Raw genomic sequence first — 26,152 nt, 5'->3', positions numbered from 1 at the left:
GCTCTACTGCCCTCCGCTAGATTCCAATGATATAAGCTTCAAGGACTCAGGAGTCATCTCAGAAAGTCCCAAGAGCATCTGCTCAAGCGTTGCGCATGCAAACACCGAGCCGATATGAAGAATTGGTAAATGCCGTCAAGCAACCAGAAAAATAGGATTGGCAAAAATGGAATAACAATGTTTTTGCCCGTTGTTTGAAACAACCCACTAAACTTTCCTGCAACGAGCGATCCTACCCATAGTGTCACGCACCAGCTCTTTATCGCCGAACGAATACCCTGGTCCCCGGCAATGCGGCCGTACGTGTATGAAAGTTGATCTTTGGCATACTCTTCGAGTTCCATTTCGCCAAATTATTACATATCCGTTGCAATCGCTATCAGTATGAATCTAGCCCCCCGAAGCGACGCCCCGCGCCGCGCGACCGCAGGCAGCACAGGCGGCAGCGGCGGAGCGCTTATCGGCTAGCGGTCTGCGAGAGGGCAGTTCAGGAGGCGCCCGCTCGCCAAATGCGATGAAATTGATTCGGTACAAACGAAAAATAGTTCCTGACATACTAGGCGCACTACCGACCACCAGCAAAGCTCCTACCTTTCTACTCAGCAAGTGATTTGCGTCTGATGATCCGTTCCAGCGTAACATCCAAATTTTTACTCCCCACACAGATAACTCACAGAAAATAAAAGACCGGGTCTGAGACCCGGTCTTGAGGAGGAGGAGGGAAACTTCAGCCTTATGGGGTGTCGACTTCAACCTTATGGGGTACAACTTCAACCTTATGCGTAAACCCACACACTTTTCGTGTTTTTACCTTCAAACATCCTAGCTGCAGCCTGAGGTGCTGCCGCAGGACATGCAGCGGTAGCAGGATCCGCTGCGGGTCATGATGGCTCCGCAGGTGGCGCAGGAGGGTGAGTCGCCCATCTCGTACATGGACTTCATGGCGTCGGAGGCGTGGTAGATGCCGCGGTCTTCGAGGGACATGGGGTTGGAGGATTCGAGTCCGCTGCGGGCGGTGAGGTCGGGGGCGATTCCCTGCTGGGGTGGGGTGGTGGCGTGGGTGTGCTCGTGGCTGTCGTAGGTGCTAAAAGCAACAGCAGATCCCTCCGCTTCGCTGCGGGATGACAACAAAGAAGACTGTGACGATGGCTCAGCGACCGGAGATGAGGCGGTGAGGTTGGGGAGGAGCGACGACTCGATGCGGTTGTTGGGGGCGTTGACGGTGCCTTCCACGGGGATGCTGGTGGGGATGCTGGACTGGCCTTGATTTTGGGGGCTTAGGCCGGCGAAGAGGTCGAACTGGTGCCCGGAGAGGAAGCGGATCTGTATCCAGCGGAAGATGTAGTCCATGATCGACTTGGCGTAGCCGATCTGCTCGTTGCCGGTCCAGCCGGAGGGCTCAAAGCGGGTGTGGGCGAACTTCTCGCAGAGGACGCGCAAGGGGACGCCGTGCTGGAGGGCGAGGGAGACGGCGGTGGCGAAGGAGTCCATGAGTCCGGAGACGGTGGAGCCTTCCTTGGCCATGCGGATGAAGATTTCGCCGGGCTGGCCGTTGGGGTAGAGGCCGACGGTGATGTAGCCCTCGTGTCCGGCGAGGCCGAATTTGTGGGTGACCGAGGCGCGCTCGGCAGGGAGACGGTGGCGGACGGCGCGAGGCGGGGCCTGCGAGTCGGCAGCGTCGGAGTTCTGGAGAGCGGCTTCGGCGATCTGCTTGAGCTGGGTTTCGAGGTTGTGGATGCGGGCGTGGGCGGCGGTGGCGGTCTCCATCGCTTCGACGAGCTGCTGGCGGGAGGCGGCGCGGGCGGCTTCGACGGCTTCGTCGATTTCGGCTTGAGCCGCTACTGCGGTGAGTACCCCTGCTGCGGGCGCTACCGCTGCTACGGCGTTGGTGCTGCGGGTTCCCTTCTTGTCGGCGTCGGTCTGCGCGGTGACGTTGAGGGGCTGGGTTCCCTTGGAGTTGTCGCGGTAGATGGCTACGGCCTTGAGGCCCTGGCGCCAGCTCTCCATGTAGGCTTCGGCGATGTCGTCGACGGAGCAGTCCTGGGGGAGGTTGACGGTCTTGGAGATGGCTCCGGAGAGGAAGGGCTGGGTGGCGCCCATCATCTTGATGTGGCCCATGTAGGAGATGCTGCGGGTTCCCTTGGAGGGCTTGAAGGAGCAGTCGAAGACGGCGAGGTGCTCGGGCTTGATGGCGGGCGCGCCTTCGATGGTGCCGGTGGCGTCGATGTAGCTGACGATGGCGTTGACCTCGGACTCGGAGTAGCCGAGCTTGATGAGGGCCGAGGGGACGGTGTTGTTGACAATCTTGATCATGCCGCCGCCGACGAGCTTTTTGTATTTCACGAGGGCGAGGTCAGGCTCGATGCCGGTGGTGTCGCAGTCCATCATGAAGCCGATGGTGCCGGTGGGGGCGAGGACGGTGACCTGGGAGTTGCGGTAGCCGTGCTTTTCGCCGTGGGCGAGTGCGCCGTCCCAGGCGTGGCGGGAGGCTTCGATGAGCTGGTCAAGCTGGGGGACGAAGAAGGGCTCGGCGCTCTGCTTGGACTTGCCGATGTTGTTGACTTCGGCACGGTGCATGCGGACGACGTCGAGGAAGGGCTCGCGGTTGACGTAGAAGCCGGGGCAGGCTCCGCCGGCGGGCTGGTCATCTCCGTGGGCCTGCTGGGTGAGCGGGGTGGCTGCGCCGAGGGGTGGGCAGGTTTCGGCGATGCGGGAGGACTGCCAGTAGGCGTCGCCGCAGAGGATGGAGGTGAGGGTGGCGGCGAAGTCGCGGCCGGCGTCGGAGTCGTAGGGGAGACCGAAGGCCATGAGGAGCGCACCGAGGTTCGCGTAACCGAGGCCGAGGGGGCGGTAGTCGTGCGAGTTCTTCGAGATCATCTCGGTGGGGTAGCCTGCGGAGTCGACGATGATCTCCATGGCGGTGGTGACGATCTCGATGGCGTGACGGCAGCTGGGGATGTCGAACTGGCCGCCGGGGGTGAGGAACTTCAGGAGATTGAAGGATGCAAGGTTGCAGGCGGAGTCATCGAGGAACATGTACTCCGAGCAGGGATTGGAGGCGTTGATGCGTGCCGTATTTTTGCTGGTGTGCCAGCGGTTGATGGTGGTGTCGTACTGCATGCCGGGGTCGCCGCACTGCCAGGTGGCTTCGGCGATCTGGTGCATGAGGTCGCGGGCGCGGTATTCCTTCACCGGCTTTCGGTCTTTAACGGTGCGGGTAGTGAAGGTGCCGTCGGTCTCGACCGCGCGCATGAACTCGTCGGTAACGCGGACGGAGTTGTTGGCGTTCTGGAAGAAGATGGAGCTGTAAGCCTCGGAGTCTGGACCGCTGCCGTCGTAGCCCGCCTGCATGAGGTGCCAGGCCTTCTGCTCTTCCTTCACCTTGCACTGGATGAAGTCATCGATATCTGGATGGTCGACGTTGAGGATGACCATCTTGGCAGCGCGACGGGTCTTGCCGCCGGACTTGATGACGCCAGCGAAAGCGTCGAAGCCGCGCATGAAGCTAAGTGGGCCGGAGGCGGTGCCGCCGCCTGAAAGGGTTTCCATGGAGCCACGGATGCCTGAGAGGTTTGAGCCTGCGCCTGAACCCCACTTGAAGAGCATGCCCTCGGTCTTGGCGAGAGTGAGGATGGAGTCGAGCGAGTCCTGCACGGAGTTGATGAAGCAGGCGGAGCACTGGGGTTTGGTGTAGCCGGTGACGGAGAACTCGACCTTGCCGGTGGTGGCGTTCCAATGCCAGTTCTGGGCGTCGGAGTTGGGCTCGAGGCGGTCGCAGCCGACGTTGAACCAGACGGGCGAGTTGAAGGCAACCTTCTGGTTGAGGAGAAGGTGGGCGAGCTCGGCGTAGAAGGTGTCGGCGTCAGCCTGGGATGCGAAGTAGCCGCCTGCGATGCCCCAGTCGCGGATGGACTCGGCGACGCGGGTGATGAGGGCGCGGACGCCGGATTCGCGTTCGTCGGTGCCGTTGAGGCCGTGAAGGTATTTGCTGGCGACGATGTTGGTCGCGGTCATGGACCAGTCGGCGGGAACTTCGACGTTCTTCTGCTCGAAGATGGTCTTGCCCTTGAAGTCCTGGATGATGGCGTCACGGAGCTCCCAGACGATCTCATCGTAGGGGGAGACGCCCGGCTTGGTGAAGTGGCGATCAAACGTCAGACCAGGCGTGCGCTGATTCTTGAAGCTGGCTGCTCCGGATGCGGTCTGGGCGGCGCTCTGTGTTTGGGTCTGATTGGGGATGGTGGCCATGGGGAGTACTCCTTCTAATTTGATGAAAAATCTGGGATATCGATGCCCTCCGAAGACGTACGTCACGGGGGTAAAACTAACGACGAGAGCGCTGGATATGTATCCGACTGAATAAGCCGGCGGCGTTCTGGGTCGTGAAATGTAAGGAACTTGGCCGTGTTTTGCTTGGCTGCAGTCGTGAAAGTAACGCCCCTTATGGGGTGTGTCAAGTATAAAGCACAACATGTTGTGTTGGCTGTGCGAATACCCCTATTTACGCAGGGTTAATGTGTCAAAACGGTGAAAACCGGGATTTTTGCTGTGGATTTTGCATAATGTGCGCGTGGATGGCAGCTTTTACCGTTCTGTAATGGGACAGGTTTGAGGGTAGGCGCGAATGGGCGTAAGAGCAAGGGATGCGGGTGTGGATGGGCGTGGAAATGTAGGAAAAGTGGACGGCTCATCGGCAGAGGTTTGGGTGTCGTCGGCTTGAAAAGACGGAACGGATGTGAACTCCCATGTAATGTGTTGCGTAGCTTGTCGGGACACAACGATGTAGGGCGGAGGGACTCTTGGTTCGGACGAGGAGCGGCTCGGAGTTGGTGACACGAGCAAATAATTTGGCGTTGGTTGGAATCGCGCTGGCGGTGGCGTTCGTCCATCTGATGACGAACGGGCGGTATGGGTTTCACCGGGACGAATTTCAGTTCCTGAGTGATGCGCGGCACCTGGACTGGGGGTTCGTTGCGTATCCTCCGTTTACGCCGTTTGTGGAGCGGGTGGGGTTGCAGCTGTTTGGGGTATCGCTTATAGGGCTGCGGTTGTTTTCCGTGATTGCGCAGGCCCTGGCGATTGTGATGACGGGGCTGATGGCTCGCGAGTTGGGCGGTGGACGGCTGGCGCAGGTAACGGCCGCGCTGACGGTGGCGACCTCGGGACTGCCGGTATTCGAGGGCACGGAGTTTCAGTACTCCTCTTTCGACTATCTGTGGTGGGTTCTGATCGCTTACTTCGTCATTCGGTTGTTGAAGACGGAGAACCCGCGATGGTGGCTGGCTATCGGAGTGTTTGTCGGCCTTGGTTTGATGACCAAGTACACGATTGTGTTTTTTATTGCTGGGATCGTGGGCGGAATGATGCTGAGTTCGGCCCGGCGTTACTTTGTGAGTGGGTGGTTCTGGGGTGGGGTCGCAGTGGCGCTAGTGATCTTTGCGCCTAATTTTTTGTGGCAGGTAAAGCACGGGTTCATCTCGGTGCATTTTTTGCAGCATATCCATGTGCGGGATGTAAGGCAGGGTCGAGCTAACGGGTTTGTGCTGGATCAGTTCAAAATCTGCGCCAATCTGGTTGCTGCGCCGCTGTGGATAGCGGGAGTGATCTGCTTTTTCCGAGACAGACGTTACCGGATGCTGGGATGGATGTATGTGGTTCCGCTGGCCCTGTTTGCGTTTGGCAAGGGACGCGGGTATTACCTGGCGGCAGCGTATCCGATGCTTTTGGCGATGGGCGCGGTGGTGGGTGAGCGGTGGGTAGCGTCGATGAAGAGGCCGCGGAGGCTCGCGGTGGAAGGATTGTTCTTTACCGGGGTGGTGGCATGGGGGGTGCTGGCCTACGCCATTCTTGTGCCGCTGGCATCGGACGGCCCGCTCAGGCAGTTTGCGCTGAAGATCAACGGTGACATGCGGGAGGAGTTTGGGTGGGACGAGTTGGTGCGGACGGTCGCGGGGATTCGCGACTCTCTGCCAGCCGAGCAGCGAAGTATTGTTGGCGTGTTGACAGGCAACTATGGAGAACAGGGCGCAGTGGAGATTCTTGGTCCAGCATACCATCTGCCGATGCCGATCAGTATGACGAACTCGGCGTGGCTGCGGGGATATCCTCCGGTGCCCCCTTCAACGCTGATCGTGGTTGGGTTTTCGCGCGACGCTGCGGACAGGGCGTTTACGTCGTGCAGGCTGGCGGGACATAACGGGAACTCGGAGGGCGTGAAGAACGAAGAGAGCCAGTCGCATCCGGATATTTTCTTGTGCGGCTCGCCCCGGCTGCCGTGGCCGGAGTTCTGGAAGGAGTATCAGAATTATGGGTGAGAAGAGCTAAGAGGCTCGGATGAGGCGGAGGCGCTGACGAAGCTGCGCCGTGGCTTCGCGATGGCAGAGGAGGCAGAGGGTACGGAGGTTGTCGAGGTCGCATTGGCCGCCGCCTTCGGCTACGGGACGAATGTGGTCGGCGTCCCAGAGGCTGCGGCGGGCGGTGATGGACTTCATGCCGTAGAGTCGTAGTCCGGCAGCGCGGGCGGGGCCTCGGGATCGCTTCAGGGCGTTATAGGCGGCAATGGTGTCGATGGCGCATACGTGGCAGATGCCACGGTCTCGGGCGAAGACCTGGTCGCGGAGGTAGCCGGGGTCGGTGCGGAGACGCCACTGGTGGACACAGTAGTCGCTGCAGAAGGTACGGCGGCGTCTGGAGATGATTTCAAGTTCGCACCAGCGACAGAGGGGCAGGTTGTTGGGGCCGACTGGGAGAGCATGGCGTGTGGTGCGGCCGCCGGGGAGGGTGCGTGGGATGATCACGATGCTTTCAGGATAGGGCCACGGAACGAAGGGCGGAATTGCTGAGACAGGTTCTCGGTGGTCGGGATGCTCTAAGGCACGATGGAATGCCGGTTAGGCCGTGATCGATCTCGAGGGCCGACCAGTGGGAGAAGCCGTACGGAAAGCTGAGATGGACCGTCAAGTCGGGTTCGGCTTCAGGTAATTTGGCCTCGCGGTTCGGGATGTAACGAGAGTTGGCTATGATCGTTGAGGTAGTGGAGGGCGTGATGTCCAGAACACAGTCGACGATGGTCTCGCTGGGGAGTACGGCTCCGGCGTTCGAGTTGTTGGATGTAGTGAGCGGGAAGGCTGTGGGTCGGGATGATGTGTTCGCGACGGCTTCAGAGGATGCGCGGGCGGACGCGGCAAACTGCTCGACCACCGGATGCCACGGGCTGCTGGTAATGTTTCTTTGTGTGCACTGCCCGTTTGTGAAACACGTGGAGGAGGAGTTGGCGCGGATTGGGCGGGATTACGAGCGCAGGATTGCGATTGCGGCGATCTCGTCGAATGATGTGGAGGCCTATCCGCAGGATGCGCCGGCGGAGATGAAGAAGCAGGCGGAGCGGCTTGGGTTCCGCTTTCCTTACCTGTATGACGAGACGCAGGAGGTGGCGCGGGCGTATGACGCAGCCTGCACGCCGGACTTCTTTTTGTTCGATGCGGGAATGACGCTGGTCTATCGCGGGCAGCTGGATGATAGCCGACCTCGTCGTGGGGACTCGGGGAATGACCTGCCCGTGACGGGAAACGACCTGCGAGCTGCGATGGATGCGGTGATTGCGGGGAAGCGGCCGGATACGAATCAACGGTTCTCGATTGGATGCAATATTAAGTGGAAGGAATAGATCGGCGCTTTTGTAACCGTTTGGGATACCGATTTGCTGATGTTGAAAAAGGGGGAACTATGGATGCCGTATTGGAAGAGTTGAAGGCGGGGATTCGAAAGTTTCGGACGGACGTTTATCCGGAGAATAAGGATACCTACGTGAAGGCTGCGAGCGAGCCGCAGAAGCCGCATGCTTTGATTGTGACCTGCGCGGACTCGCGGATCGATCCCGAATTGATTACGCAGTCCCAGCCAGGGGATATCTTTGTGACGCGAAACGTCGGCAACCTGGTGCCGGCCTATGGCGAGATGCTGGGCGGCGTGAGTGCGGTGATCGAGTACGCCGTTTCGGCGCTGAAGGTGCAACATGTGGTGATCTGCGGACACTCTGACTGCGGGGCGATGAAGGGTTTGTTGCACCCTGAAGGGCTGGAGAAGTTACCAACCGTGAAAAGTTGGTTGACGAACGCGCAGGCGGCGTTGAGCGTGGCAAACTCATTGGCCAGCAAAGACGACCGGCAGAGTGATTTACTGCGGCAGTTGACTGAGGAGAATGTGCTGCTCCAGTTGCAACATCTGCGGACGCATCCTTCGGTAGCCGGTGCGATGGCGCGGGAGGAGCTCACGATCTCGGGTTGGGTGTACGACATTGGCAAGGGCGAGGTGAGGATCTCGGAGGACGGAGGCCGGGCGTTTGTGCCGGTGACGATTGAGAGCAAGGGCAAATGATCGTTCCGCGCGGACGACAGCTGGCGGCGATGCTGAAGTACGTTGGCCTGCCGCTACTGCTGCTGGTTCTGTACGACCTGGCGGTGGTGGCGGCATACAAGTTGATGCACTGGAATTGGATCGCTCTGCCACATATTCCGTTGGCGTTGTTCGGATCTTCGATCGGAATTATTGTTGCGTTCCGGAACCAGTCTGCCTATGCGCGATGGTGGGAGGGGCGGATTCTGTGGGGGGCGATTGTAAACAACTCGAGGAGTTGGGCGCGTCAGGTGACTACGAGTATGTTGTCGCTGAAGAGTGGCGATGCTGCTGAACTCAAGGAGACACAGCGGCGGATGGTGTATCTGCAGATTGCGTTTGTGCATGCTCTGCGGCAACATTTGCGAAAGTTGGAACCGTGGGCTGAGTTGGCACCGCTGCTTGACGAGCACGAACTGGAGGCTCTGCGGGTGGAGAAGAATGTGCCGCTTGCTATACAGCAGCTGATGGGGAAGTTGCTGCTGGAGTGCCAGACGCGGGAGTGGGTGGATGCGTTGCAGTGGCGCGCCATGGACGAGAGTTTGAACGATCTGGCAGATGCACAAGGCGGCGCGGAGCGGATTAAAAACACACCGATGCCGAAGCAGTACGACTACTTCCCGCAGCTCTTTGTACAGATCTACTGTGTGTTGCTGCCGTTGGCGCTGGTGACGAGCATGGGATGGTTCACGCCGCTCGGATCGACGCTGGTTGGTTTTATCTTTCTGGCACTGGACAAGATTGGTCAGGATCTTGAGGATCCTTTTGAGAACACTATCTTCGATGTGCCGATGACTTCGATTTCGACGGCGATCGAGATAAATCTTCGTCAGTTGCTGGGCGAAACCACGCTGCCGGCGGCGACGACACCTATTGACGGCGTACTTTGGTAAGCGTCAATGCTAAGGAAAGAGCCCCGGTCCAGCGCCGGGGCTCTTTTTTGTGGAATGTCAGGCGTGAGAAGCGCCATCGGAGCCATGAAGTTTCACAAGTTTGTTGTAGATGCCAAGGATCAGAAAAGGCGCAGCCCATTGGCCGACGAACAAAGCGTCGTGGTGTTTCTTTGCGGCCTGGAAGCCGACAGAAACGGCCATTGAACCAAGTGCCAAGGCCAGATAGACGCTGGAGGGCACTTGCGAAGTTACCTTTTCGATGGCTGCGGTTATCTGATCTTCCTGAACATCCCCTTGGCTTACACGATAGTCGGTCATGAACGAATCTCCTTGGCGGCTTTGCCGTCGTATCTCAGAAGATGCAGGATTATGGTTGGCTGCGGGGATCTCTTTCAGACTAGTTTTGCTGGGTCAACAGGCGTTTGAATTGCTTTGATGAGCTGGAGTCGCGAGCTAAAGCCAGTCCAGCTTGCGGAGGACGAAGAGGAGGATCGCCGTAGCTAAAACGGTTATACCGGCAACCCACTCGGCTCCGTGAGGAGAGTCTTCGAAGGGCAGACCTTTGAGATTCATACCGTAGATACCCGAGATGGCGAGCGCGGGCAGGGCGATGGTACCGAGTACGGTGAGTACCTTCATCACTTCGTTCGTGCGGTTCGAGACAGAGGAGAGGTAGATGTCGAGAGTGTTGTTGAGGAGGTCGCGCTGGGTTTCAACCGAGTCGAGCAGCCGAGCGATGTGATCGTAGGTGTCGCGTACATAGGGTTGATAGTCAGCATCGATGATGGTGTTGGGATCGCGCTGGAGGTGGAGCGCGGCATCGCGTGTATTGACGAGGACGCGGCGAAGGTCGATGAGCTCTCGCTTGATGGCGAAGACGGCCTGGAGGATCTCGGGTGAGGGATCGTCGAAGACTTTGTCCTCAAGCTGGTCGATGCGGTCGTCGAAGTGATCGATGGCGGGGAAATAGAGGTCGACGATGGTGTCGAGGATGAGGGAGACGAGTTTTCCGGGGTGCTCGTCGTCTCCGTCGCGACGCGCACGGGTTAGGGCCTGCTCGGTGGTGGGACAGGTGGGATCGGAGATCGTGACGAGAAAATCTTTGCCGGCGAAGATATCGACGGGGGAGAAGGAAGGCATCTCTTCGCCGGGGTTGTCGGGGTCGGGGATGAGTCGGACGGGTTTAAATACGGCGAAGGTGTAGTTGGAACCGGAGTCAACCTTGACGCCCTCGTCTGGGTTGCGGGCGTCTTCGAGGTGGAGAGGGTGGAGGTCGTACTGCTTGGCGAGCGCGTCCAGCTTCGGATCGTTTGCGTCGTCGAGTTGATACCAGGGCATGGGATTTCCTTGTTTGCAATTCGACTCCAGGGACCGGTTACTCGAGTCCATCGTACTGCGGCTTGCATCTATGATCTAGAAAACACCCCCAGATTCTGGAAAGCGAGACCCACCTCTGATGCAGATCCGGTGCAATGTTCGTTTATCCGTGTTGCTGTTGATGGCTTTTGGCTTGGCTTGAGCGCGGAGTTCGTTCCAGCGCAGAACCGCTGCCAGCGCGACGTCTGGGTATGATCCGCGACTGACGTTTGGCCGCTCATATTGCCGGATCCGGTGAATGGACACCGCTCGAGCGAAAAGTTACGCGTGACGTTGCCCTTGGAGACATGGATGCAAAAGGGAGGTACACGTGGACGCTTGAGAATAAAGCGCCGATTGCTGAGGTCGTGGTCGATCCGGACCATGTGTTGCCGGATGATGATCGCAGCAATCATGTGAAAAAGACGGAGTAGCTTTGGTTTGCTGCCTCGGCAAGAAGAATCCCTGCGGTGACAGGGATTCCTGACGTATCAAATGACTTGGGACCTACTTGTGTTGCAGTCCCTTGAGTGTCTTGGTGATTGTTTTGGCTCCGGCAAAGACGGCCATCTTGGTGTTGTCGATGACCTTGCTCTTGCCTGGGGGCGTAGGGTTGAGGCCGAGTTTGCGCAGCTGATGATTGACGCGGAATAGATCCCTGTCAAAGGCAATTGACTCGTAGCCGATGCTCAGCGACATCGAAGATGTGGGACCGCTTTCGACCATGTGGGGGAAGTGCATGGGGATGTGGACGCCGGTTCCGGGCTCCATATCGAAGCGTTGGCCGCGCGACCTGATCTCTTCGCGGAATGCGATCTCGTTCTGCGCCCAATACTTTTCTATATCGAGGTCTTTGAGAATTTCTTTGTCGCTTCCATCGAAGATGTAGATAGTCTTTGTGCCCTGAATCTGAAGGAGGAAGCTGTCTTCGCTGTCGATGTGATACGGGGTGAACTCGTTTGGAGAGGTGAGGAAGAGTGTCTCCATGGGCGCGCGATACTCTTTGGCGAGATCGACATGGGTGAGCTCGGATAGCTCCTGCGTCATGGTTTCGAGGACTTTATCGTACTTTGGCTGGGTGTGAATGAAGCTGAGCTTCATCCTCATCCGGCTGAGGTCGGAGTGCCGGAAGGCTTCGACCAGGCTGGCCTTGTGGTCCTCGCTGCCCCACTCTCTGAATTTTCTATCAAGATAGAAGAAGCCGGATTTGGTGTTGTCGCGGCTCCAGATTTCGGCGAGCTTCTCCACCGATTGGGTCGAAAAGAGATCGTTGGAGTCCAGGTTATGGGAGAAGAGAAAGGGCTTTCGCCTGAAGCAATCAGAGAATTCTTTTTCTGGTTGGAAGTATGTGTAAGTCACGATAAACCCCCGGCAAATCACTGCAATCAAAATCTAGTTTCGACAAGCGAATGGTACAGGGGAGCAGTATCCACTTCAATTTTAAAGTGATTATCTGCGCGATTTGTGCAGTACTGTCAGGGGTTTTAGCGTAAGTAACCAAACATCTAGTTACTACTTATAACTAGTGAGCCAGCAAGCAGTTACTTCGCAAATTCAGGCGCTGGTTAGGAGGGATACTAGCGGGTAACGGTCTCAATATGAGTAATTTCGCCATCGCGCATGTGGAGGATGCGATCGGCGATCTGAGCCGCCTCTGGGTTGTGGGTGATCATGAGGACGGTCTGGTTGAGCTCGCGGCTGGATTGACGGAGCATCTTGAGGACAGCATCGGAGTTCCTGGTATCGAGGTTGCCCGTGGGTTCGTCGGCGAGGACGATGGCTGGGCGGTTAATGAGGGCGCGGGCGATGGCTACTCGCTGCTGCTCGCCGCCGGATAGCTCGTTGGGGCGGTGGTCGAGACGGCCTTGGATGCCGAGCATCTCGGTGAGGTGGGTGAGGAGAGGCCGGTCGAGCTCTCGCTTGGTCGAGGCGCCGAGATTGGCGATGTCGTGGGCGATCTCGATGTTGCCCATGGCCGAGAGGGTGGGCAAGAGATTGAAACGCTGGAAGATGAAGCCAATCTTTGCCCGGCGGGTGCGCGTGCGTTCCGCGTCGGAGAGGGTGGCGAAGTCGATGCCGTCGATGAGGACGGAGCCGGTTGTGGCTCCGGTGAGTCCGCCGAGGATATAGAAGAGCGTGGATTTTCCGGAGCCGGATGGGCCAACGATGGCGACGAACTCGCCGGGTGTGATGGCAAAGTTGACCTTGCGAAGAGCGGGTACCTCGAGCTTGCCGGAGCGATAGGTCTTGCCGAGATCGCGGGCGAGGATGACGGGCGTTGCGACGCTGCCATCGGGCGTCGAGAGAAGAGGCGTTGTGGAAGAGGAGTCGGGCTGGGGGGACAACGTGGAAGAATGAGGAGACATGTACGTATAGGAAGTCTATCGCGAATGGGGTGGGGAGTGAGGCTGACGGAGCTTTTGCTTGTTGGAGTGGGGGGATGGACGGCGTTGGGCTTGGTGGGCGTGGGGGTGTCGTGGCTGCGAGGTGAACGGCTGCGAGTGCGTCGTGGGATAGCGTGGCTGGCTGGGGTTTGGGTGGTGTATCTGACGGTGTTGATTGGAGTTTCGCTGGGACAAAAGCAGAGAGTGGTCGCGGTAGGGGAGCCGCAGTGTTTTGATGAGATGTGTTTTACAGTTGTCCGAGTGGACGAGGTAAGAGGATTTCTGGTTCGTGATGGGCGGCGCCTGGTGCGAGTGACTGTTCGGGTTACAAATCGGGGACGGTCGGCCCGGAGCGATGGTTTGATCCGGGTTTACTTGACGGATGCGCAGGGGCGGCTGTGGGAGGAGTCGGCTGGAGTCAATGGGGTGGGGTTGAGTACGAGGGTGGCTGGAGGAGACTCGGTAATGAGCGAGCCGGTGTTCAAGGTAGCCGGAGATGCAACGGGCTTAAGGCTGGTTTTGACGCATGGGTGGAAGCAGCCGGGCGCGTTGGTTATTGGTGACTCGGATAGCATGCTGCACCGCAAGACGGTTGTCGAACTTGGGCGCTGATTGAGGGCTCCGGCGCTCCGAGACTAAGACGTTGCAAGAGAATAAGACTGAGTAAGTTACGGTAGGAGCGGACGAGAGGGTTACCACCGTGGCACACGTGTCGAGAGAATTGTTTTCTCGAAATTTGCAAGTTGCTGCATGGTGTCAAATGAGATACGCAAGATCCCCTGTGGAATGCGGGGGCAGAAATTGGCACTTGAATTGCATATACCGCTGTCGTCGGAAGTCTGAAAGATACTTCTGAAACGGGCTCCATCTGTCGCGCACTATCTATTGCAAGACAGAGATGACATTCATTAGTAGTGACAGGCTTCATGCACGAACTACATTACGAACGCGATCGGCTTGAACGACAGTCTCATCGCATGTATCGCTACGCTTTTTACGTTTTACGCTGGTTTCATTCAGCCTGAGTTGAAGCCTTAATCCGAACATTTACGCGATGTCCCCACTGCGCCCGCTCGCTTGCGTGCGCCCGCACTGTGGTGCGTCAATCTTGTCCCCTATGCAGCCGGCCTTGCTGCGTAGACGGTCGTGCTCGTCAACAATGCCCAGGAGGCAGAAGTGAATAAACTCATTTGCACTCTCGTTACCGCATCGGTTCTTGTCGGCGGCTCCGCTTACGGCCAGAACAAGACCAAACCAACGAACCATAAACAGGCAAAGCAGGCGCTGCTTGACAACCAGATGGACAAAGTTACCGCCGCCGGCGAAGAGAACTCTGCGATCGCGGCTAATAACTCGACCGTGACTGAAAACAACTCAGGCACGGTGAATCTCGCTGGAACCGCACTGATGGGTGCAAGCGGCATCAACATCGTGAGCTCGTCTGACGCGCTTGTTGCCAATGGCGTGAACGTATACGACAGCAGCGCTTTGACCAATGCTTCGACCAAACCAACCGACGTGACGCAGGCCAACAGTATCTCGCAGGATAGCTCATCGACAGCCGTTCTCTATGGCTACAAGCGGGGAGAGAACAGCCAGTTGAAAGTTAGCAAGAGCTCGAATGTGAGCGATACGAAGAGCTCTACGTCGAGCCTTAACGCTTCGCTGACCGCCAGCAAGACCGATAGCTTTGCTTATGCGAACGATCTGACAAAGAGCAAGAGCTTCTCTGACACGTATACCAAAACGAAGTCTGCAGCTCTGACGTTGAATGCTTCTGAAAACAGTGCAAACAGCGCCAACGATACAGCGGCTACCGGTACTACCGCTAACACCGCAACGTCAGGTACGGGAGGGAGTGCCGCAACAACAGGCAGCTCCACCTCCACCAACAGCGCTTCGAGTGGCGGAAGCACCTCCTCAACCGGAGGCTCTGCGATGAACAGCACAAAATCAGCTAACAATGGGTCAGCGACCAACGGCACCACCAACACGGCGAACACAGATACAAGCGCCTCGAACAGCGCCGCGTCGTTGGCGGCCACCGCGAACCTGGCGTCGAGCAAGAGCAACACTGTTTCGGCAACCTCGACTAAGACTCACAATGTAAGTGTGTCGAACGACTATTCGAGCAGTCTTGCGACGACACTTGCGGCGAGTGCTTCAGACATGAAGTCCTACACCGCAGTGAAGAGCAAGTCTGTAAGTAAGGATGTAGAGGGCGCAGTCAGCTTCGATTACGCCGCCGCGAAGAACATCGCCGTCGATGGATCGACGATCGACGACACCAATAGCTACAGCGTGATACTTGCCGGTTCGGCAGAGCAGAACGCGAAGGCACTGAACATCGTAAACGCGGCCGGCGGTATGGTTGCCAATGGACTGAACATTGCCCACACGACAAACCTCACTACTATGCCGACTCTCAGCCAGGTCAACAGCATTTCGCAGTCTCGCTAAAGACGGCCGCAGGGAGGGGCTCTCCAACCAGGGAGCCCCTCCCTACGCTTCTCTGTGGCATCAAGGAGGATTTATGCGTCGTCTTTTCGTAGTTGCGAGTCTTGCGTTGCTGACCCAAGCAGGACTGGCCCAGAGCACAGCACGGCATATTCCCCAACCGTTGAACGATGCCGCTATGGATCGGGTGACGGCAGCGGGTGTTTCCGCAAGCTTGTCGAATGGAGTCGTGCAGTTCCAAGGATCGGCGTCAACTGCCAACGGTCTGGTGACAGGTGCTGGCACGTTGCAGGTGCTGACCGGTCCGCTGACCTCAACCACCAACATGGGCACTCTCACGTTGAATGGCAGCGCGCAGCAGAATCTGAGTTCGCTGGTCAACATCAACGCGGTGAACTCCAACATCAATGTGCTGCTGAACCTGAACGTCAATCTGAATTCGACGGTAGGGACCATTGTGCAGTCCAACCTGACTGGAAAACACTGATGAACTGTTTGCGATCGATACTTGCTGCTGGATTGGCCAGTCTTGTTCTCTTCCCTGCCCCCATGCGCGCCCAGAAGACGGGAGAAGCACCCGGGGTGCAGGGAAGCAAGAACATTCGAAGCATGAAAGAGATTCGCGATGAGGGCGTGGTGAAGCAGCGTTGGGACGTGAGTTGCGGCGCCGCGGCGTTGAGCACGCTCCTTACTTACGACTTCAAGGACGATACGCCAGAGACTTCGATCGTGGTTTGGCTTCTTCATCGTGTGGACGCAAAGCGCGTGCGTTCGCGTGGCGGATTTTCGCTGCTGGACCTGAAGCACTTTTCCGAGGCGCGGGGATATCATGCGGAGGCCTTCAGCGGCATGTCGATTGAGGATCTGGCGCTGGAGAAGACTTCGGTGATCGTACCGATACGAGAGAAGGGCTTCGATCACTTTGTGGTGGTGAAAGGTTTTGTTGCAGGGCACGTGATTCTGGGCGATCCGGGCTTCGGTAATGTGACGATGCGAGTCGACCGGTTTCAGACTTTGTGGAAGGACGGAATCGTCTTCGTGGTCCATCCACCAGACGACCGGATGATCGGGCAAAAACGTCTTCCTGTGGCAGCGCGGTTGGTACCGGATGAGTCGCTGATCTCGCGCAAGATCGGAGTTACGGCTCCGAGCAACTATTTGTACTGAGGGGAAAGGCGGCTCGATGTTGCGGCGAAGAGTTCTACCAGGCCTTGTGGTGTTGCTGGCGGCTGCGGGATCGCTCCCGGCACAGACGACACCAGCTAAAGTTGCCCCTCAGACACAAGAAGTCGCCAAAGCAGCGGCTCTGACGAAAGACCCGGTGGATTTGAAGCTGCAGGACGCACTGCGAGAGCGCGATGCCATCATCCGCAACCTGCTGGAACGAGTAAATGAGCTGGAGTGGCGGGTCAACGGAGGATTTACCACTCCGGCCAAGGTTGAGGAGCGTCCTACTCTGCCGGCCAGCTCGACCAGTCGCGTGATTAACTCGGTCGTGTCGACGTCGACCTACGACAGCACGGAGCGGCAGGCAACGGAGGCTCTCGACCAGGCGCTTATCTTGCGCGGTGGATTGCTATTACCTTCGGGAACTCTTGAGGTCGACCATACGACTTCTTATTTCAGCGCCTCGTCTGACCATGTGACGGTGAATGGGTTCGCGCTGCTGCCAGTGTTAGTCGTGGGCGATATCGCTTCTGAGCGTATTCGGGAGGATTACCTATTGCCAAACTTTACGGCCAGACTGGGGCTTCCGCATAAGTTCCAAGGGGATTTCACGATTCCCTATGGATATGAACTGATCAGGACGGTGGATGCGAACAATGTTCAAACCTCTTCGAGCAGCTTTGGGTTGGGCGATATCTCTGCGGGTGTCTCCCGGCAGTTCACGGTCGAACATGGAAAGGTTCCCGACATACTTGCGAGTGTGCGCTTCAAATCGACGACCGGGAAAGATGCCTTCAATCTGCAGAGCAGCTTGACGGCGCTCGGGACCGGGTTCAATGCGCTTCAAGGAAATCTGACGCTGTCGAAGTCGAGCGACCCGGTAGTGTTCTTTGGAAATCTTTCGTATACGGCTAATCTGCCGGGGAATCATACCGTTTCGGCGAACGATCCAACCAACCCTTCGGCAACGATGGTGGGACACTTCAAGCCGGGTGATGCGGTGGGATTCCAGCTTGGATCGATCTTGGCACTCAATCCAGAGGTATCGATGACGCTGGGCTGGGATCAGCGGTTCACGCGTAGCACCACGTTAAACGGGGTGGATATTCCGGCGTCGTATCTAGTAGAAGGAGCGTTGCGGTTGGGAACAACGTACGTGTACGCGCCGGGGAAAACGATCGACCTGAGCTTCGGCGTGGGGCTGACGCCGGATACGCCGAATCTGCAGTTCTCCGTGGGTGTGCCGTTTCGGTTCGGGCTGTGGGGGGCGAAACCAAAGAAGCTGGACGTGCACTAGGACCGTGAAGGATGATCAGGCGCACTCGCCAGCGGAGAGAAAGAGCGACTGGAGAGTGGCGTCTTCGAGAAAGCTTATCTCCAGACGGATGGTGATGATCTGACCGAGGTCGGCCGGAGTGGTGAGGTTTTTGCGACACGTGCAGAGGTGGGTAAAGCCGAGGTGGCCGGCGCGGGTGAGCTCGAGGCCCGAGGAGATGATGGAGGCGTAAAGGTCGATGACGGCGCGAAGCTGGATCTCGACGCGGAACTCCACGGTGGTGGGCGAGAGGGTTCTGCGGTTGAGGATCCAGCCTCCGCAGTCTGCGAAGGCTGAGGTGAGCGAGGGCAGGAGGCCTTGGCGCTCTTCGTAGCTGAAGCCCTGAATATCAAGCGATTGCATGGGAATGTTGAGCCTCTGCCGATCGAAGGTGTGCTTGCCGATAGGGTGTTCATCGGAAGGGGAGGGTGGGAGCGTGAGTCTCTAGTGGGGTACTGTGGTCATGTGGCGCTTGCGGTTTGATAATGTTGAAAAGAGATGACTTGCGATATCACTTCGAAAACTTTGCTCTCCGACGGCGGTTTGTCTGCTTTTAGTTTCATGGATGTAGTAGATAGCGGGAGCGAGGTTCTTTATGGTGCTGGGAGTAGGAACGGATTTGATAGAGACGAAACGGATCGAGGAGAGTATCGACCGTTACGGCGAGCGATTTCTGGAGAGGGTTTTTACTGCGGGAGAGATCGCCTACTGCATGCGTAAGAAAAAGAATGCCGCAGAGAGCTTTGCGGCCCGGTTTGCTGCGAAGGAGGCCGGTGCGAAGGCTCTCGGGACCGGAATTAGTCGAGGCATTACGTGGAAAGAGCTTGAAGTGCGGCGCGAGGCTAGTGGCAGACCCACGCTACACCTGAGTGGGAGGGCGGCAGAGTTGGCTGGGGCTATGGGCGTGCACAGGGTACAGTTGAGCTTGACCCATAGCAGGGAGCTAGCGATGGCGGTGGTGGTCGTTGAAGACTAAACCGCTGCGGGTAGCGGAAGTTGAAACCATTAGAGTGGTTTGGGCATCCATAAGAGATCAAGCACTTTAGCGCGACGTGATTCCCTGTGCTTTTCCTGAGGTGATTGGTTGGGAGGGTAATGTATTCTCCTAGTTACTGACACCCTGATTGCACTACAGGTGGGAGGCGGCGGTGCGACGCCGTGGCAGTGAAGTTTTGCAAAAAGGTCTTAAAGGAGAGCTATGCCCAGCCAGCAGGAGGTCCGGTGGTCGCAGTTGAAGGTGGGCGTGATTGTACTGATTTCGACAGTGGTGCTGGTGACCCTGCTGTTCCTGATGACGAGTTCGTCGGGTCTGGGAATTTTTTCGCATAAGCTGACGGTGGTGACGTTCTTCGAGAACTCGGCTGGCCTGAAGACAGGTGCGGCGGTGAACCTGGAAGGCGTGACGATCGGGACGGTGAAGTCTGTGACGATCGACAACTCACCAGAGCACAAGCTGACTCCGGTGAAGGTGGTGATGAAGATGAACGAAAAGTTCGCCACCAATCTGAAGAAAGATTCGAAGGCTTCGCTGTCGACGGTGGGAGTGCTGGGCGATACGGTGGTGGATATCAATAGCCAGTTTGCCGTGGGGCCGCCACTGCAGGACGGTGATGTACTGAAGACTCTGGAGACGCCTAGTTTGACCGATGTCGTGAAGGCGAGCCAGGGAACGATCGAGAGCCTGAATGTGATTCTGGCGAAGATGAACATCATCGTTGACAACATTCAGTCGGGGAAGGGCTCGGTCGGGCAGCTGATCAATAATCCTGATTTGTACAACAAGGCGAACAATACCGTCGATGAGCTTTTGAAGCTGGAGAAGAATATCAATGCGGGTCGCGGGTCGATCGGCAAACTGATGACCGACGACACGTTGTACAACCGGCTAAACGGCACAGTGGCGAAGTTACAGAGTATTGCTGAAGGGATCGACAGCGGCAAGGGCACGGCGGGCAAACTGATAAAGGACGATACCCTTTATAAAAACCTGAACTCGACGCTTGCGCATGCGAATTCGCTGCTGGCCGATGCCGACGCTGGCAAAGGTGGGATTGGGCTCATGCTGAAAGATCCCAAGTTTCGCCAGGATCTGAGCAATACGCTGACGCAGGTAAACACGCTGGTGACTGGAGTGAACGATGGTCGAGGTACGCTGGGCAAACTAGTGACCGACGATGCCGCCTACACCAACCTGAACAAACTGCTGGAGGCCAGCACGGATCTGGTGAAGACGATTCGAAGCGATCCGAAGAAATACCTGACGATCCATCTGAAGATCTTTTAGAGAAGGTGCAGCAACAAAGATGACGGGTTTGGGCTCTGGCCTGAGCCCGTTTTTTTCTGCGTTTTACGGACCCCGAAACTTTGCGATACAGTGTCTCGTCTTTGTAGAACCGCTGAGAGTTGCGTTTTTGAGTAGACGAAGAATCGTCTCGCTCTTTGAATAGTTGCTCTTTATGGAGAGTTGTTGTGAGGAGAGAGATGATTTCTAAGTCTTTTGCAAGTGTGCTGATACTGTCTACGGGAGTTTGTCTTGGGCAAGCGTTTACTAGGGCAGATGCAGCCGGTGGGCCAAGTTCGGAGCCGAAGCAGCCAATCATCTTCGACCTTTCCGCAATTGATAAGACCGCGGACCCTTGTACCGATTTTTACCAATATGCTTGCGGCAATTGGCTGAAGAAAAATCCTATACCTGCAGATCAGGTACGGTGGGGAAGGTTTAACGAGTTGGCGGAGCGAAATAATTATTTGTTGTATACCGAGTTGAGGGCTGCCGCCGACGCTCCGAAGACTCCCCTGCAGCGGAAGTACGGGGACTACTTCGCTGCGTGCATGAACGTGGATCTGGCGGACCAACTGGGGGTGAAGCCGTTGAAGCCAGTATTGGCGGCGATTGAATCGTTGAAGGACAAAAAGCAACTGGCGACGACTGTCGCAGAGTTACAGAGAACCTATTCTGTGGGCGTGTTTTATGGGTTGAATGTGCAGCAGGATCAGAAAGACTCGAGCCAGCAGATTGCGAGCGCGATCCAGGGGGGCCTTTCGCTGCCGGACCGGTCGTACTATCTGACTGAGGATGAGAGGAGCCAAAAGCTACGGGATCAGTATGTCGAGCACGTCGCGAAGATGTTCGTGCTATTAGGCGATGCTCCTGAGAGAGCTGCGGACGAGGCTAAAAGTGTAATGACCATCGAGACGGCGCTCGCCAAGGGCTCAATCGATCGCGTCGAGCTGCGAGATCCGGCGAAGCGGTACCACATTATGTCCAGGCAGGACCTCGAGGTGCTGTCTCCCGATTATGATTGGCAGACCTATTTGCAAGAAGTCAAGATCGGAGAGTTCAGTACGCTGAATGTCGCGACGCCGGACTACTTCAAGGCGATGAATGTAGCGATCGATACGGCGAGTTTGGATTCGATCAAGAGCTATCTGCGCTGGCAGGCGTTGAGAACCGCTGCGCCTGCTTTGTCGAAGCCATTTGTGGATGAAAACTTCAACTTTTTTTCAGCGACGCTGCAAGGCCAGAAGGAACAGACGCCACGTTGGAAACGTTGTACACGCGCAACGGATGCGGCGCTGGGTGAAGCCGTGGGCCAGGATTGGGTGAAACAATACTTTCCTCCCGATGCGAAGGCCAACATGGACAAACTGGTGGTGGCGCTTGAACAGGCGCTGGGACAGGACATACAACAGCTGCCATGGATGAGCGACGCGACGAAGGTAGAAGCGAAGGCAAAGCTCGATGCGATTCGGAACAAGATCGGTTATCCGGAAAGCTGGCGCGACTACAGCACATTGACTGTTAAGCGCGACGACTACCTTGGAAACGTGCAGCGGGGTCAGAACTTTGAGCGGGCCCGCAACTATGCCAAGCTAGGCAAGCCGGTCGACGAGAAGGAGTGGGGTATGACGCCGCCTACGGTCAATGCGTACTACAGCCCTCCGAATAATGATATCAACTTCCCTGCCGGGATTCTGCAGCCTCCCTTCTTCGACAACAGCAAAGATCCAGCGGTAAACTTTGGCGGCATCGGTACTGTGATCGGGCATGAGATGACGCATGGTTTCGATGACCAGGGATCGAAGTACGATCCGAAAGGAAATGTGCGGCCGTGGTTCACAGCGGAGGACCGCGCGAAGTTTACCGAGCGTACCGATTGCGAAGCGAAAGAGTATGACGGGTTCAAGGTTGCCGAGGGACAAAACCTCAACGGAAAGCTAACGCTTGGCGAAAATACGGCAGACAATGGCGGGATTCGCATTGCATTCCAGGCGCTCGAAGCAGCTCTAACGCAACAGGGAGCCGCTGCTGAGCCGGGGTATGTCGATGGGAAGCGTGATGGTTATACCGCGCAGCAGCGCTTCTTTATCACCTTCGGACAGCTGTGGTGCCAGAATCAGACGGAACAGAACGCGCGTGTGCTGGCCAAGACCGATCCGCACAGCACAGGCGAGTGGCGGGCGAAGGGCACGGTGCAAAACTTCGATGAGTTCGGCAAGGCCTTTGGCTGTAAAGCAGGACAACCAATGATGCCGGTGAACTCCTGTCGCGTCTGGTAGAGGATAGAAGTGAGGCAGAGGCCCGGGCTGCGGGCCTGGGCTTTTCGTGTTCGCTTTAAGATCGGGGGAGCTGGAGTAACCATGGCGTGGTGACCTTGCGCGCGAAGGATAGACCAACCAGAATGAGCGGCATAAGTGGCACAAAGTCGCGACAGCTTCTACAATAAGCGAAGGAATCGTACCCTACAGAGTTGCTCGCGGCAAAAGGTGGACGGAAGACGTTCACTGGCGAGGATTAAGGAAGCGCATGAAGTTGAGCAGGATTGGCCGGGTTTCAATGGCCTTGGTAGTGTCCGTAGCGATGGGTCTGGGCATGACGGCGTGCGGTGGCGGCACGATCGGATTCATGTGGGTTCTTGGAACGCAATACAACCAGATCGCCGGCTTCAAGATCGATGACTTTACGGGAAATCTGACAACGATTCCTCATTCGCCGTTCACCTCTGGCGGAGCGAACCCTGTGTCGATCGTGGTGAAGCCGGGTGGCCGCTTCGTCTTTGTGGTCAATAAGGGGGGCGGGAATGGAACAACAACCAACCTGCCTTGCGGAACCGCGGGCAGCATCAGCGAGTTCAGCGTTGGCGGACAGGGTGTGTTGACCTTCCAGCAGTGCTTCACAAGCCAGGGGACTACACCTGTCTGGGCAGCGGTCGATACTACGGGTAACTTCCTGTATGTTCTGGACCAGCAGGCACCCTCGCTCGATGGGGCTCCACTACCTCCGAACGGGGACATCACGGTGTTCTCGATCGACCCGAACACCGGCCGATTGACACTGGTATTGAACCAGCAGATCAAGGATCCCGCGACGGGCTTGCAGCTGACGTACTTCCCTGTTGGGCAAACGCCGACAATGTTGGCGGTCTTGGGCGGATGCGTGTTAACGCTCAATACAGCTGACCAGACCGTCTCTCCCTACGCGGCTGGAACCGCCGGACAGCTGACGCTTACGACTACGCAAAAGTACAGTACGAATGCTCTACGGCCTACGTCGATTATTGCAGGTGGAGGCAATATTTACATTACCGATGCAGGTGCTCCCAATACGAACAGTCCGGGGCAGCTTCTTCCGTTTACCGTTGGGGCCACTTCGTGCTCGTTGAACACGATCAACAACGGAGTGGGTACCAATCCCTCACCGGCGGCAAATCCGGTCTATTCCTTGGTCGGCGGGACAGGCTCTGCGAAGAACTTTGTCTATGTCGCGAACCAGTCGACTACCGATACCACGAATGCGAACAGCTCGATTTCGGCGTTCAATATCCTGTCCAACGGAGCACTGCAGTTGCTGAACGATCCGGGGAACAACCCGTACCCGGTCGGCGCAGGGCCGGTTTGTATGGTCGAGGACCCGTCGAATCAATACATCTACACGTCAAATGGAGATGGGACGGTGACCGGGAAGCAGATCTCGACAACAGGCACCCTGTCGGATCTGCGCAGAGGGTCGAAGTTCACGGCGACCGGACAGACGACGTGCCTCGCAGTAAGCGGAAACGTAAACTAGCTGGCAGAGCGGCAGCTGGAGAACCAGGACAGAATGTCGGTAGGAATTCTGAGTATCGGGACAGCAGGAACGGGCGGAAACGATTTGCCCCGGAGTTAGGCAAGCATGAAGTGGAATAAGATGGGTCGCGGAACAGTGGCCTCGATATTGTCTTTTGCGTTGGTGAGCGTAACGGCGTGCAGCCGCGACTACACGCTGGCGTATGTATACGTGACGACTGCAAAACCGTTGACGAGCACCTCTCCTAACGGTGGGATCAATGCCTACGCGGTGGACTTCCAGATCGGATCACTGACGCCGCTGGCAGATTCACCGATACCGGCAGGCAGAAATCCGGTGACCCTGGTTGCCTCGCCGAATGGGCTAAATCTGTATGTCGTCAATCACGACGATTCAACCATCGGTGAGTACTCAATCGGAACCGACGGGAAGATCTACCTGCAGAACACGTACAACATAACGGGAAGCAATGCTACCGCGGTTGCGATGGATGCGGCAGGTGCTTTTCTTTATGTCACCTTCCAATATCAGCTGGGTCCAACTGGACAGCAGCTGTACTCGACCGCTTCGCCTGGGCCTGGCGGTATCACGATCTTTCCAATCAGTTCCAAGGACGGCTCGCTGGGAACTCCTAAGACCGTCAACGTCGGCAACACCCCAGTCGGGGTTGTGGTCAGCCGTCCGCGCTGCGAACCGTCGGCCGCCTACAATGCCGGAAATCCGACCTGCACTTTGACCGACGGCACGGGATCTGGACTTCAGACCTCGTTTGTTTACATCATCGATCAGGAGACACCGACGACGCCTAAGGCTGCGTTGCTTGGCTTCTCACAGAACATGTCGACGGGGTTATTGACTCCTACTCCCGGGACCACGATCACGACCGATGCTACGGGCAAGACGGTGGCAACCGGTTATGGCGTGGGGATCACACCGAGCGCGATCGCGGAAGATCCTTCCTCCCGGTTCGTGTATGTCACGGACCAGGCGGCCAATGTGCTCTACGGCAAAACAGCCAATGCAGATGGGTCGCTGACCCCGATGGTCAATAACCAGTTCCCAACGGGTCTCTTCCCGGTGGGTGTGACGGTCGATCCGCGTGGCAAGTTCCTGTATGTTGCGAACTTCTCCTCCGGAACGGTTGGCGCTTATACGATCGATCAAAACTCGGGGAATCCGACGGGGTCCGTCGGTTCTGCTTCGACGGCCACGGGCACGGGTCCAACCTGCGTTGCGATCGAACCGGCACTCGGCGTTTACCTCTATACGTCGAACAACCTCGAAGGCGATGTCTCGGCGTTTCAACTGGCCCCTCAAAACGGCACGCTGAAGCAGGTGCAGAATACGCCGTTCCCCTCGGGCGCACTGCCGACCTGTGCAGTGGCAGTGGCGAATGGTTCGCATCCGACGCAGATCATAGTCGAGTAACGGCGTTCCCGGTTGTGCAGAGAGCCCCGCTATTGCGGGGCTTTTTTGCGCTCCTGGCTATTGGCTTCCTTCTGTTTCCTGAAATTCCCGTGACTCGGGTGCGACTGCGTTCTTTCGACTGACTGAGGCCGTTGGTCAGTACCTACACTGCTTTCCCTTATACCTTTCTGTGAGGTACCCCCCCCCCCCTGGTATTACGATGTAACTCATTTATTTTCAATGACTTATAAAATATGGCTTCGCGCAAAATCTTCATTCGAAACGGGTTACGGCTAAATTCGTCCAAGCAAACGAGTTAGGTTAATCCCCCTTAAACATAAAGCCCTCGGATTTGTCCGAGGGCATCTCTTTTGAGCTCTGAATTAAGTATAGCGGATCGACCGAAACTAATACGCCACGCGTTTCTCCTTGTCTGGCGCGGTGATTGGCGACTTTGGGGCTTGACAGGATTCTTGGGCGACTGGCTTTGAACTGGCGCGCGGCGGCTTGCGATGAATCAGACTTTCACTGCCTTTCAAAACGCGTCGGCGTGCAGAAAAGAGGGCGAAATGCGAGGTTTTCTTCGCTCGGAATGGCAGGCACGACTCAGGTACGGCCAGCGAGACCAGGCGGTGGCAGGGGAATCCGGTGGAGAAAGGAAGAACAGCAACAGCAGATCCCTACGGGATGACAACCAAAAGAACAAACCAAA

General features: G+C 57.1%; 22 protein-coding genes. 15 read left to right on the top strand and 7 right to left on the bottom strand.

All coding sequences use genetic code 11. The features are described 5' to 3' along the window. Positions 1-822: 822 nt before the first annotated feature. On the bottom strand, positions 823-4,248 hold the full coding sequence (locus HDF12_RS05085; RefSeq protein ID WP_179581516.1) for a vitamin B12-dependent ribonucleotide reductase: 3,426 nt from the start codon (positions 4,246-4,248) through the stop codon (positions 823-825). 581 nt (positions 4,249-4,829) lie between these two features. On the opposite strand from HDF12_RS05085, the gene HDF12_RS05080 reads away from it, so the two are divergent. Continuing rightward, complete coding sequence (locus tag HDF12_RS05080; RefSeq protein WP_373563907.1) at positions 4,830-6,314, top strand: glycosyltransferase family 39 protein; 1,485 nt, start codon at positions 4,830-4,832, stop codon at positions 6,312-6,314. Between the two features lie 6 nt (positions 6,315-6,320). Here HDF12_RS05080 and HDF12_RS22790 read toward each other — a convergent pair whose 3' ends face one another. Beyond that, positions 6,321-6,797: an HNH endonuclease gene (locus tag HDF12_RS22790; RefSeq protein WP_179581514.1), complete on the bottom strand. Its 477-nt coding sequence runs from the start codon at positions 6,795-6,797 to the stop codon at positions 6,321-6,323. Positions 6,798-7,018: 221 nt separating this feature from the next. Here HDF12_RS22790 and HDF12_RS05070 point away from each other — a divergent pair, with 221 nt between their 5' ends. From HDF12_RS05070 to HDF12_RS05060, 3 genes are read left to right on the top strand one after another with little or no spacing between them, the layout of a single operon-like run. Continuing rightward, on the top strand, positions 7,019-7,666 hold the full coding sequence (locus tag HDF12_RS05070; protein WP_246373608.1) for a thioredoxin family protein: 648 nt from the start codon (positions 7,019-7,021) through the stop codon (positions 7,664-7,666). Positions 7,667-7,725: 59 nt separating this feature from the next. Continuing rightward, on the top strand, positions 7,726-8,376 hold the full coding sequence (locus HDF12_RS05065; protein WP_179581512.1) for a carbonic anhydrase: 651 nt from the start codon (positions 7,726-7,728) through the stop codon (positions 8,374-8,376). Further along, positions 8,373-9,287: a bestrophin family protein gene (locus HDF12_RS05060; RefSeq protein ID WP_179581511.1), complete on the top strand. Its 915-nt coding sequence runs from the start codon at positions 8,373-8,375 to the stop codon at positions 9,285-9,287. Before HDF12_RS05065 ends, HDF12_RS05060 begins: the two co-directional genes overlap by 4 nt. Before the next feature lie 57 nt (positions 9,288-9,344). Here HDF12_RS05060 and HDF12_RS05055 read toward each other — a convergent pair whose 3' ends face one another. Together HDF12_RS05055 and HDF12_RS05050 are read right to left on the bottom strand one after the other, a co-directional pair. After that, a complete protein-coding gene (locus HDF12_RS05055; RefSeq protein WP_179581510.1) occupies positions 9,345-9,605 on the bottom strand; it encodes a hypothetical protein in 261 nt (86 codons plus the stop codon). Positions 9,606-9,740: 135 nt separating this feature from the next. Continuing rightward, complete coding sequence (locus tag HDF12_RS05050) at positions 9,741-10,625, bottom strand: magnesium transporter CorA family protein (protein ID WP_179581509.1); 885 nt, start codon at positions 10,623-10,625, stop codon at positions 9,741-9,743. Positions 10,626-10,951: 326 nt separating this feature from the next. On the opposite strand from HDF12_RS05050, the gene HDF12_RS22185 reads away from it, so the two are divergent. Beyond that, positions 10,952-11,077 (top strand): hypothetical protein, encoded by a 126-nt coding sequence (locus tag HDF12_RS22185; protein WP_257025352.1) that lies wholly within the window; start codon positions 10,952-10,954, stop codon positions 11,075-11,077. 73 nt (positions 11,078-11,150) lie between these two features. Here the strand turns inward: HDF12_RS22185 and HDF12_RS22785 are convergent, their stop codons facing one another. Next, on the bottom strand, positions 11,151-12,002 hold the full coding sequence (locus HDF12_RS22785; RefSeq protein WP_179581508.1) for a JmjC domain-containing protein: 852 nt from the start codon (positions 12,000-12,002) through the stop codon (positions 11,151-11,153). A 218-nt stretch (positions 12,003-12,220) separates the two neighbouring features. Beyond that, on the bottom strand, positions 12,221-13,009 hold the full coding sequence (locus HDF12_RS05040) for an ABC transporter ATP-binding protein (protein ID WP_257025350.1): 789 nt from the start codon (positions 13,007-13,009) through the stop codon (positions 12,221-12,223). A 24-nt stretch (positions 13,010-13,033) separates the two neighbouring features. Between HDF12_RS05040 and HDF12_RS05035 the strand changes: the two genes are divergently transcribed. The 5 genes from HDF12_RS05035 to HDF12_RS05015 all read left to right on the top strand — a co-directional run bounded on the left by HDF12_RS05035 (position 13,034) and on the right by HDF12_RS05015 (position 17,948). Continuing rightward, positions 13,034-13,639 carry a hypothetical protein gene (locus HDF12_RS05035; protein ID WP_179581507.1) on the top strand — a complete coding sequence of 202 codons (606 nt, stop codon included), beginning with the start codon at positions 13,034-13,036 and terminating at the stop codon, positions 13,637-13,639. A 564-nt stretch (positions 13,640-14,203) separates the two neighbouring features. After that, a complete protein-coding gene (locus tag HDF12_RS05030) occupies positions 14,204-15,487 on the top strand; it encodes a hypothetical protein (RefSeq protein WP_179581506.1) in 1,284 nt (427 codons plus the stop codon). A 73-nt stretch (positions 15,488-15,560) separates the two neighbouring features. After that, positions 15,561-15,971: a hypothetical protein gene (locus tag HDF12_RS05025; protein WP_179581505.1), complete on the top strand. Its 411-nt coding sequence runs from the start codon at positions 15,561-15,563 to the stop codon at positions 15,969-15,971. Continuing rightward, entirely contained in the window at positions 15,971-16,651 is a 681-nt protein-coding gene (locus tag HDF12_RS05020; protein ID WP_179581504.1) for a C39 family peptidase, read from the top strand. The genes HDF12_RS05025 and HDF12_RS05020 overlap by 1 nt, the downstream gene beginning before the upstream one ends. 16 nt (positions 16,652-16,667) lie before the next feature. Continuing rightward, on the top strand, positions 16,668-17,948 hold the full coding sequence (locus tag HDF12_RS05015; protein ID WP_179581503.1) for a transporter: 1,281 nt from the start codon (positions 16,668-16,670) through the stop codon (positions 17,946-17,948). Between the two features lie 15 nt (positions 17,949-17,963). On the opposite strand, the gene HDF12_RS05010 is transcribed toward HDF12_RS05015, so the two are convergent. Further along, positions 17,964-18,329, bottom strand: a complete 366-nt coding sequence (locus HDF12_RS05010) for a hypothetical protein (protein ID WP_179581502.1) — start codon at positions 18,327-18,329, stop codon at positions 17,964-17,966. A gap of 232 nt (positions 18,330-18,561) precedes the next feature. Here HDF12_RS05010 and acpS point away from each other — a divergent pair, with 232 nt between their 5' ends. The 5 genes from acpS (at position 18,562) to HDF12_RS04985 (ending at position 25,461) form a co-directional block, all read left to right on the top strand. Further along, a complete protein-coding gene (acpS, locus tag HDF12_RS05005) occupies positions 18,562-18,942 on the top strand; it encodes a holo-ACP synthase (RefSeq protein WP_179581501.1) in 381 nt (126 codons plus the stop codon). Between the two features lie 222 nt (positions 18,943-19,164). After that, positions 19,165-20,250, top strand: coding sequence for an MlaD family protein (locus tag HDF12_RS05000; protein ID WP_179581500.1), 1,086 nt, complete (start codon positions 19,165-19,167; stop codon positions 20,248-20,250). 197 nt (positions 20,251-20,447) lie between these two features. Next, entirely contained in the window at positions 20,448-22,526 is a 2,079-nt protein-coding gene (locus tag HDF12_RS04995; protein WP_179581499.1) for a M13 family metallopeptidase, read from the top strand. Between the two features lie 277 nt (positions 22,527-22,803). Continuing rightward, positions 22,804-24,033: a beta-propeller fold lactonase family protein gene (locus HDF12_RS04990; protein ID WP_179581498.1), complete on the top strand. Its 1,230-nt coding sequence runs from the start codon at positions 22,804-22,806 to the stop codon at positions 24,031-24,033. A 105-nt stretch (positions 24,034-24,138) separates the two neighbouring features. Beyond that, complete coding sequence (locus tag HDF12_RS04985; RefSeq protein WP_179581497.1) at positions 24,139-25,461, top strand: lactonase family protein; 1,323 nt, start codon at positions 24,139-24,141, stop codon at positions 25,459-25,461. The last annotated feature ends 691 nt before the right edge of the window (positions 25,462-26,152 follow it).

The organism is Tunturiibacter gelidiferens, from assembly GCF_013410115.1.
Classification (GTDB): domain Bacteria; phylum Acidobacteriota; class Terriglobia; order Terriglobales; family Acidobacteriaceae; genus Edaphobacter; species Edaphobacter gelidiferens.
The sequence above is the reverse complement of the archived record's forward strand: the minus strand, read 5'-3'. Positions and strand labels throughout refer to the sequence as shown.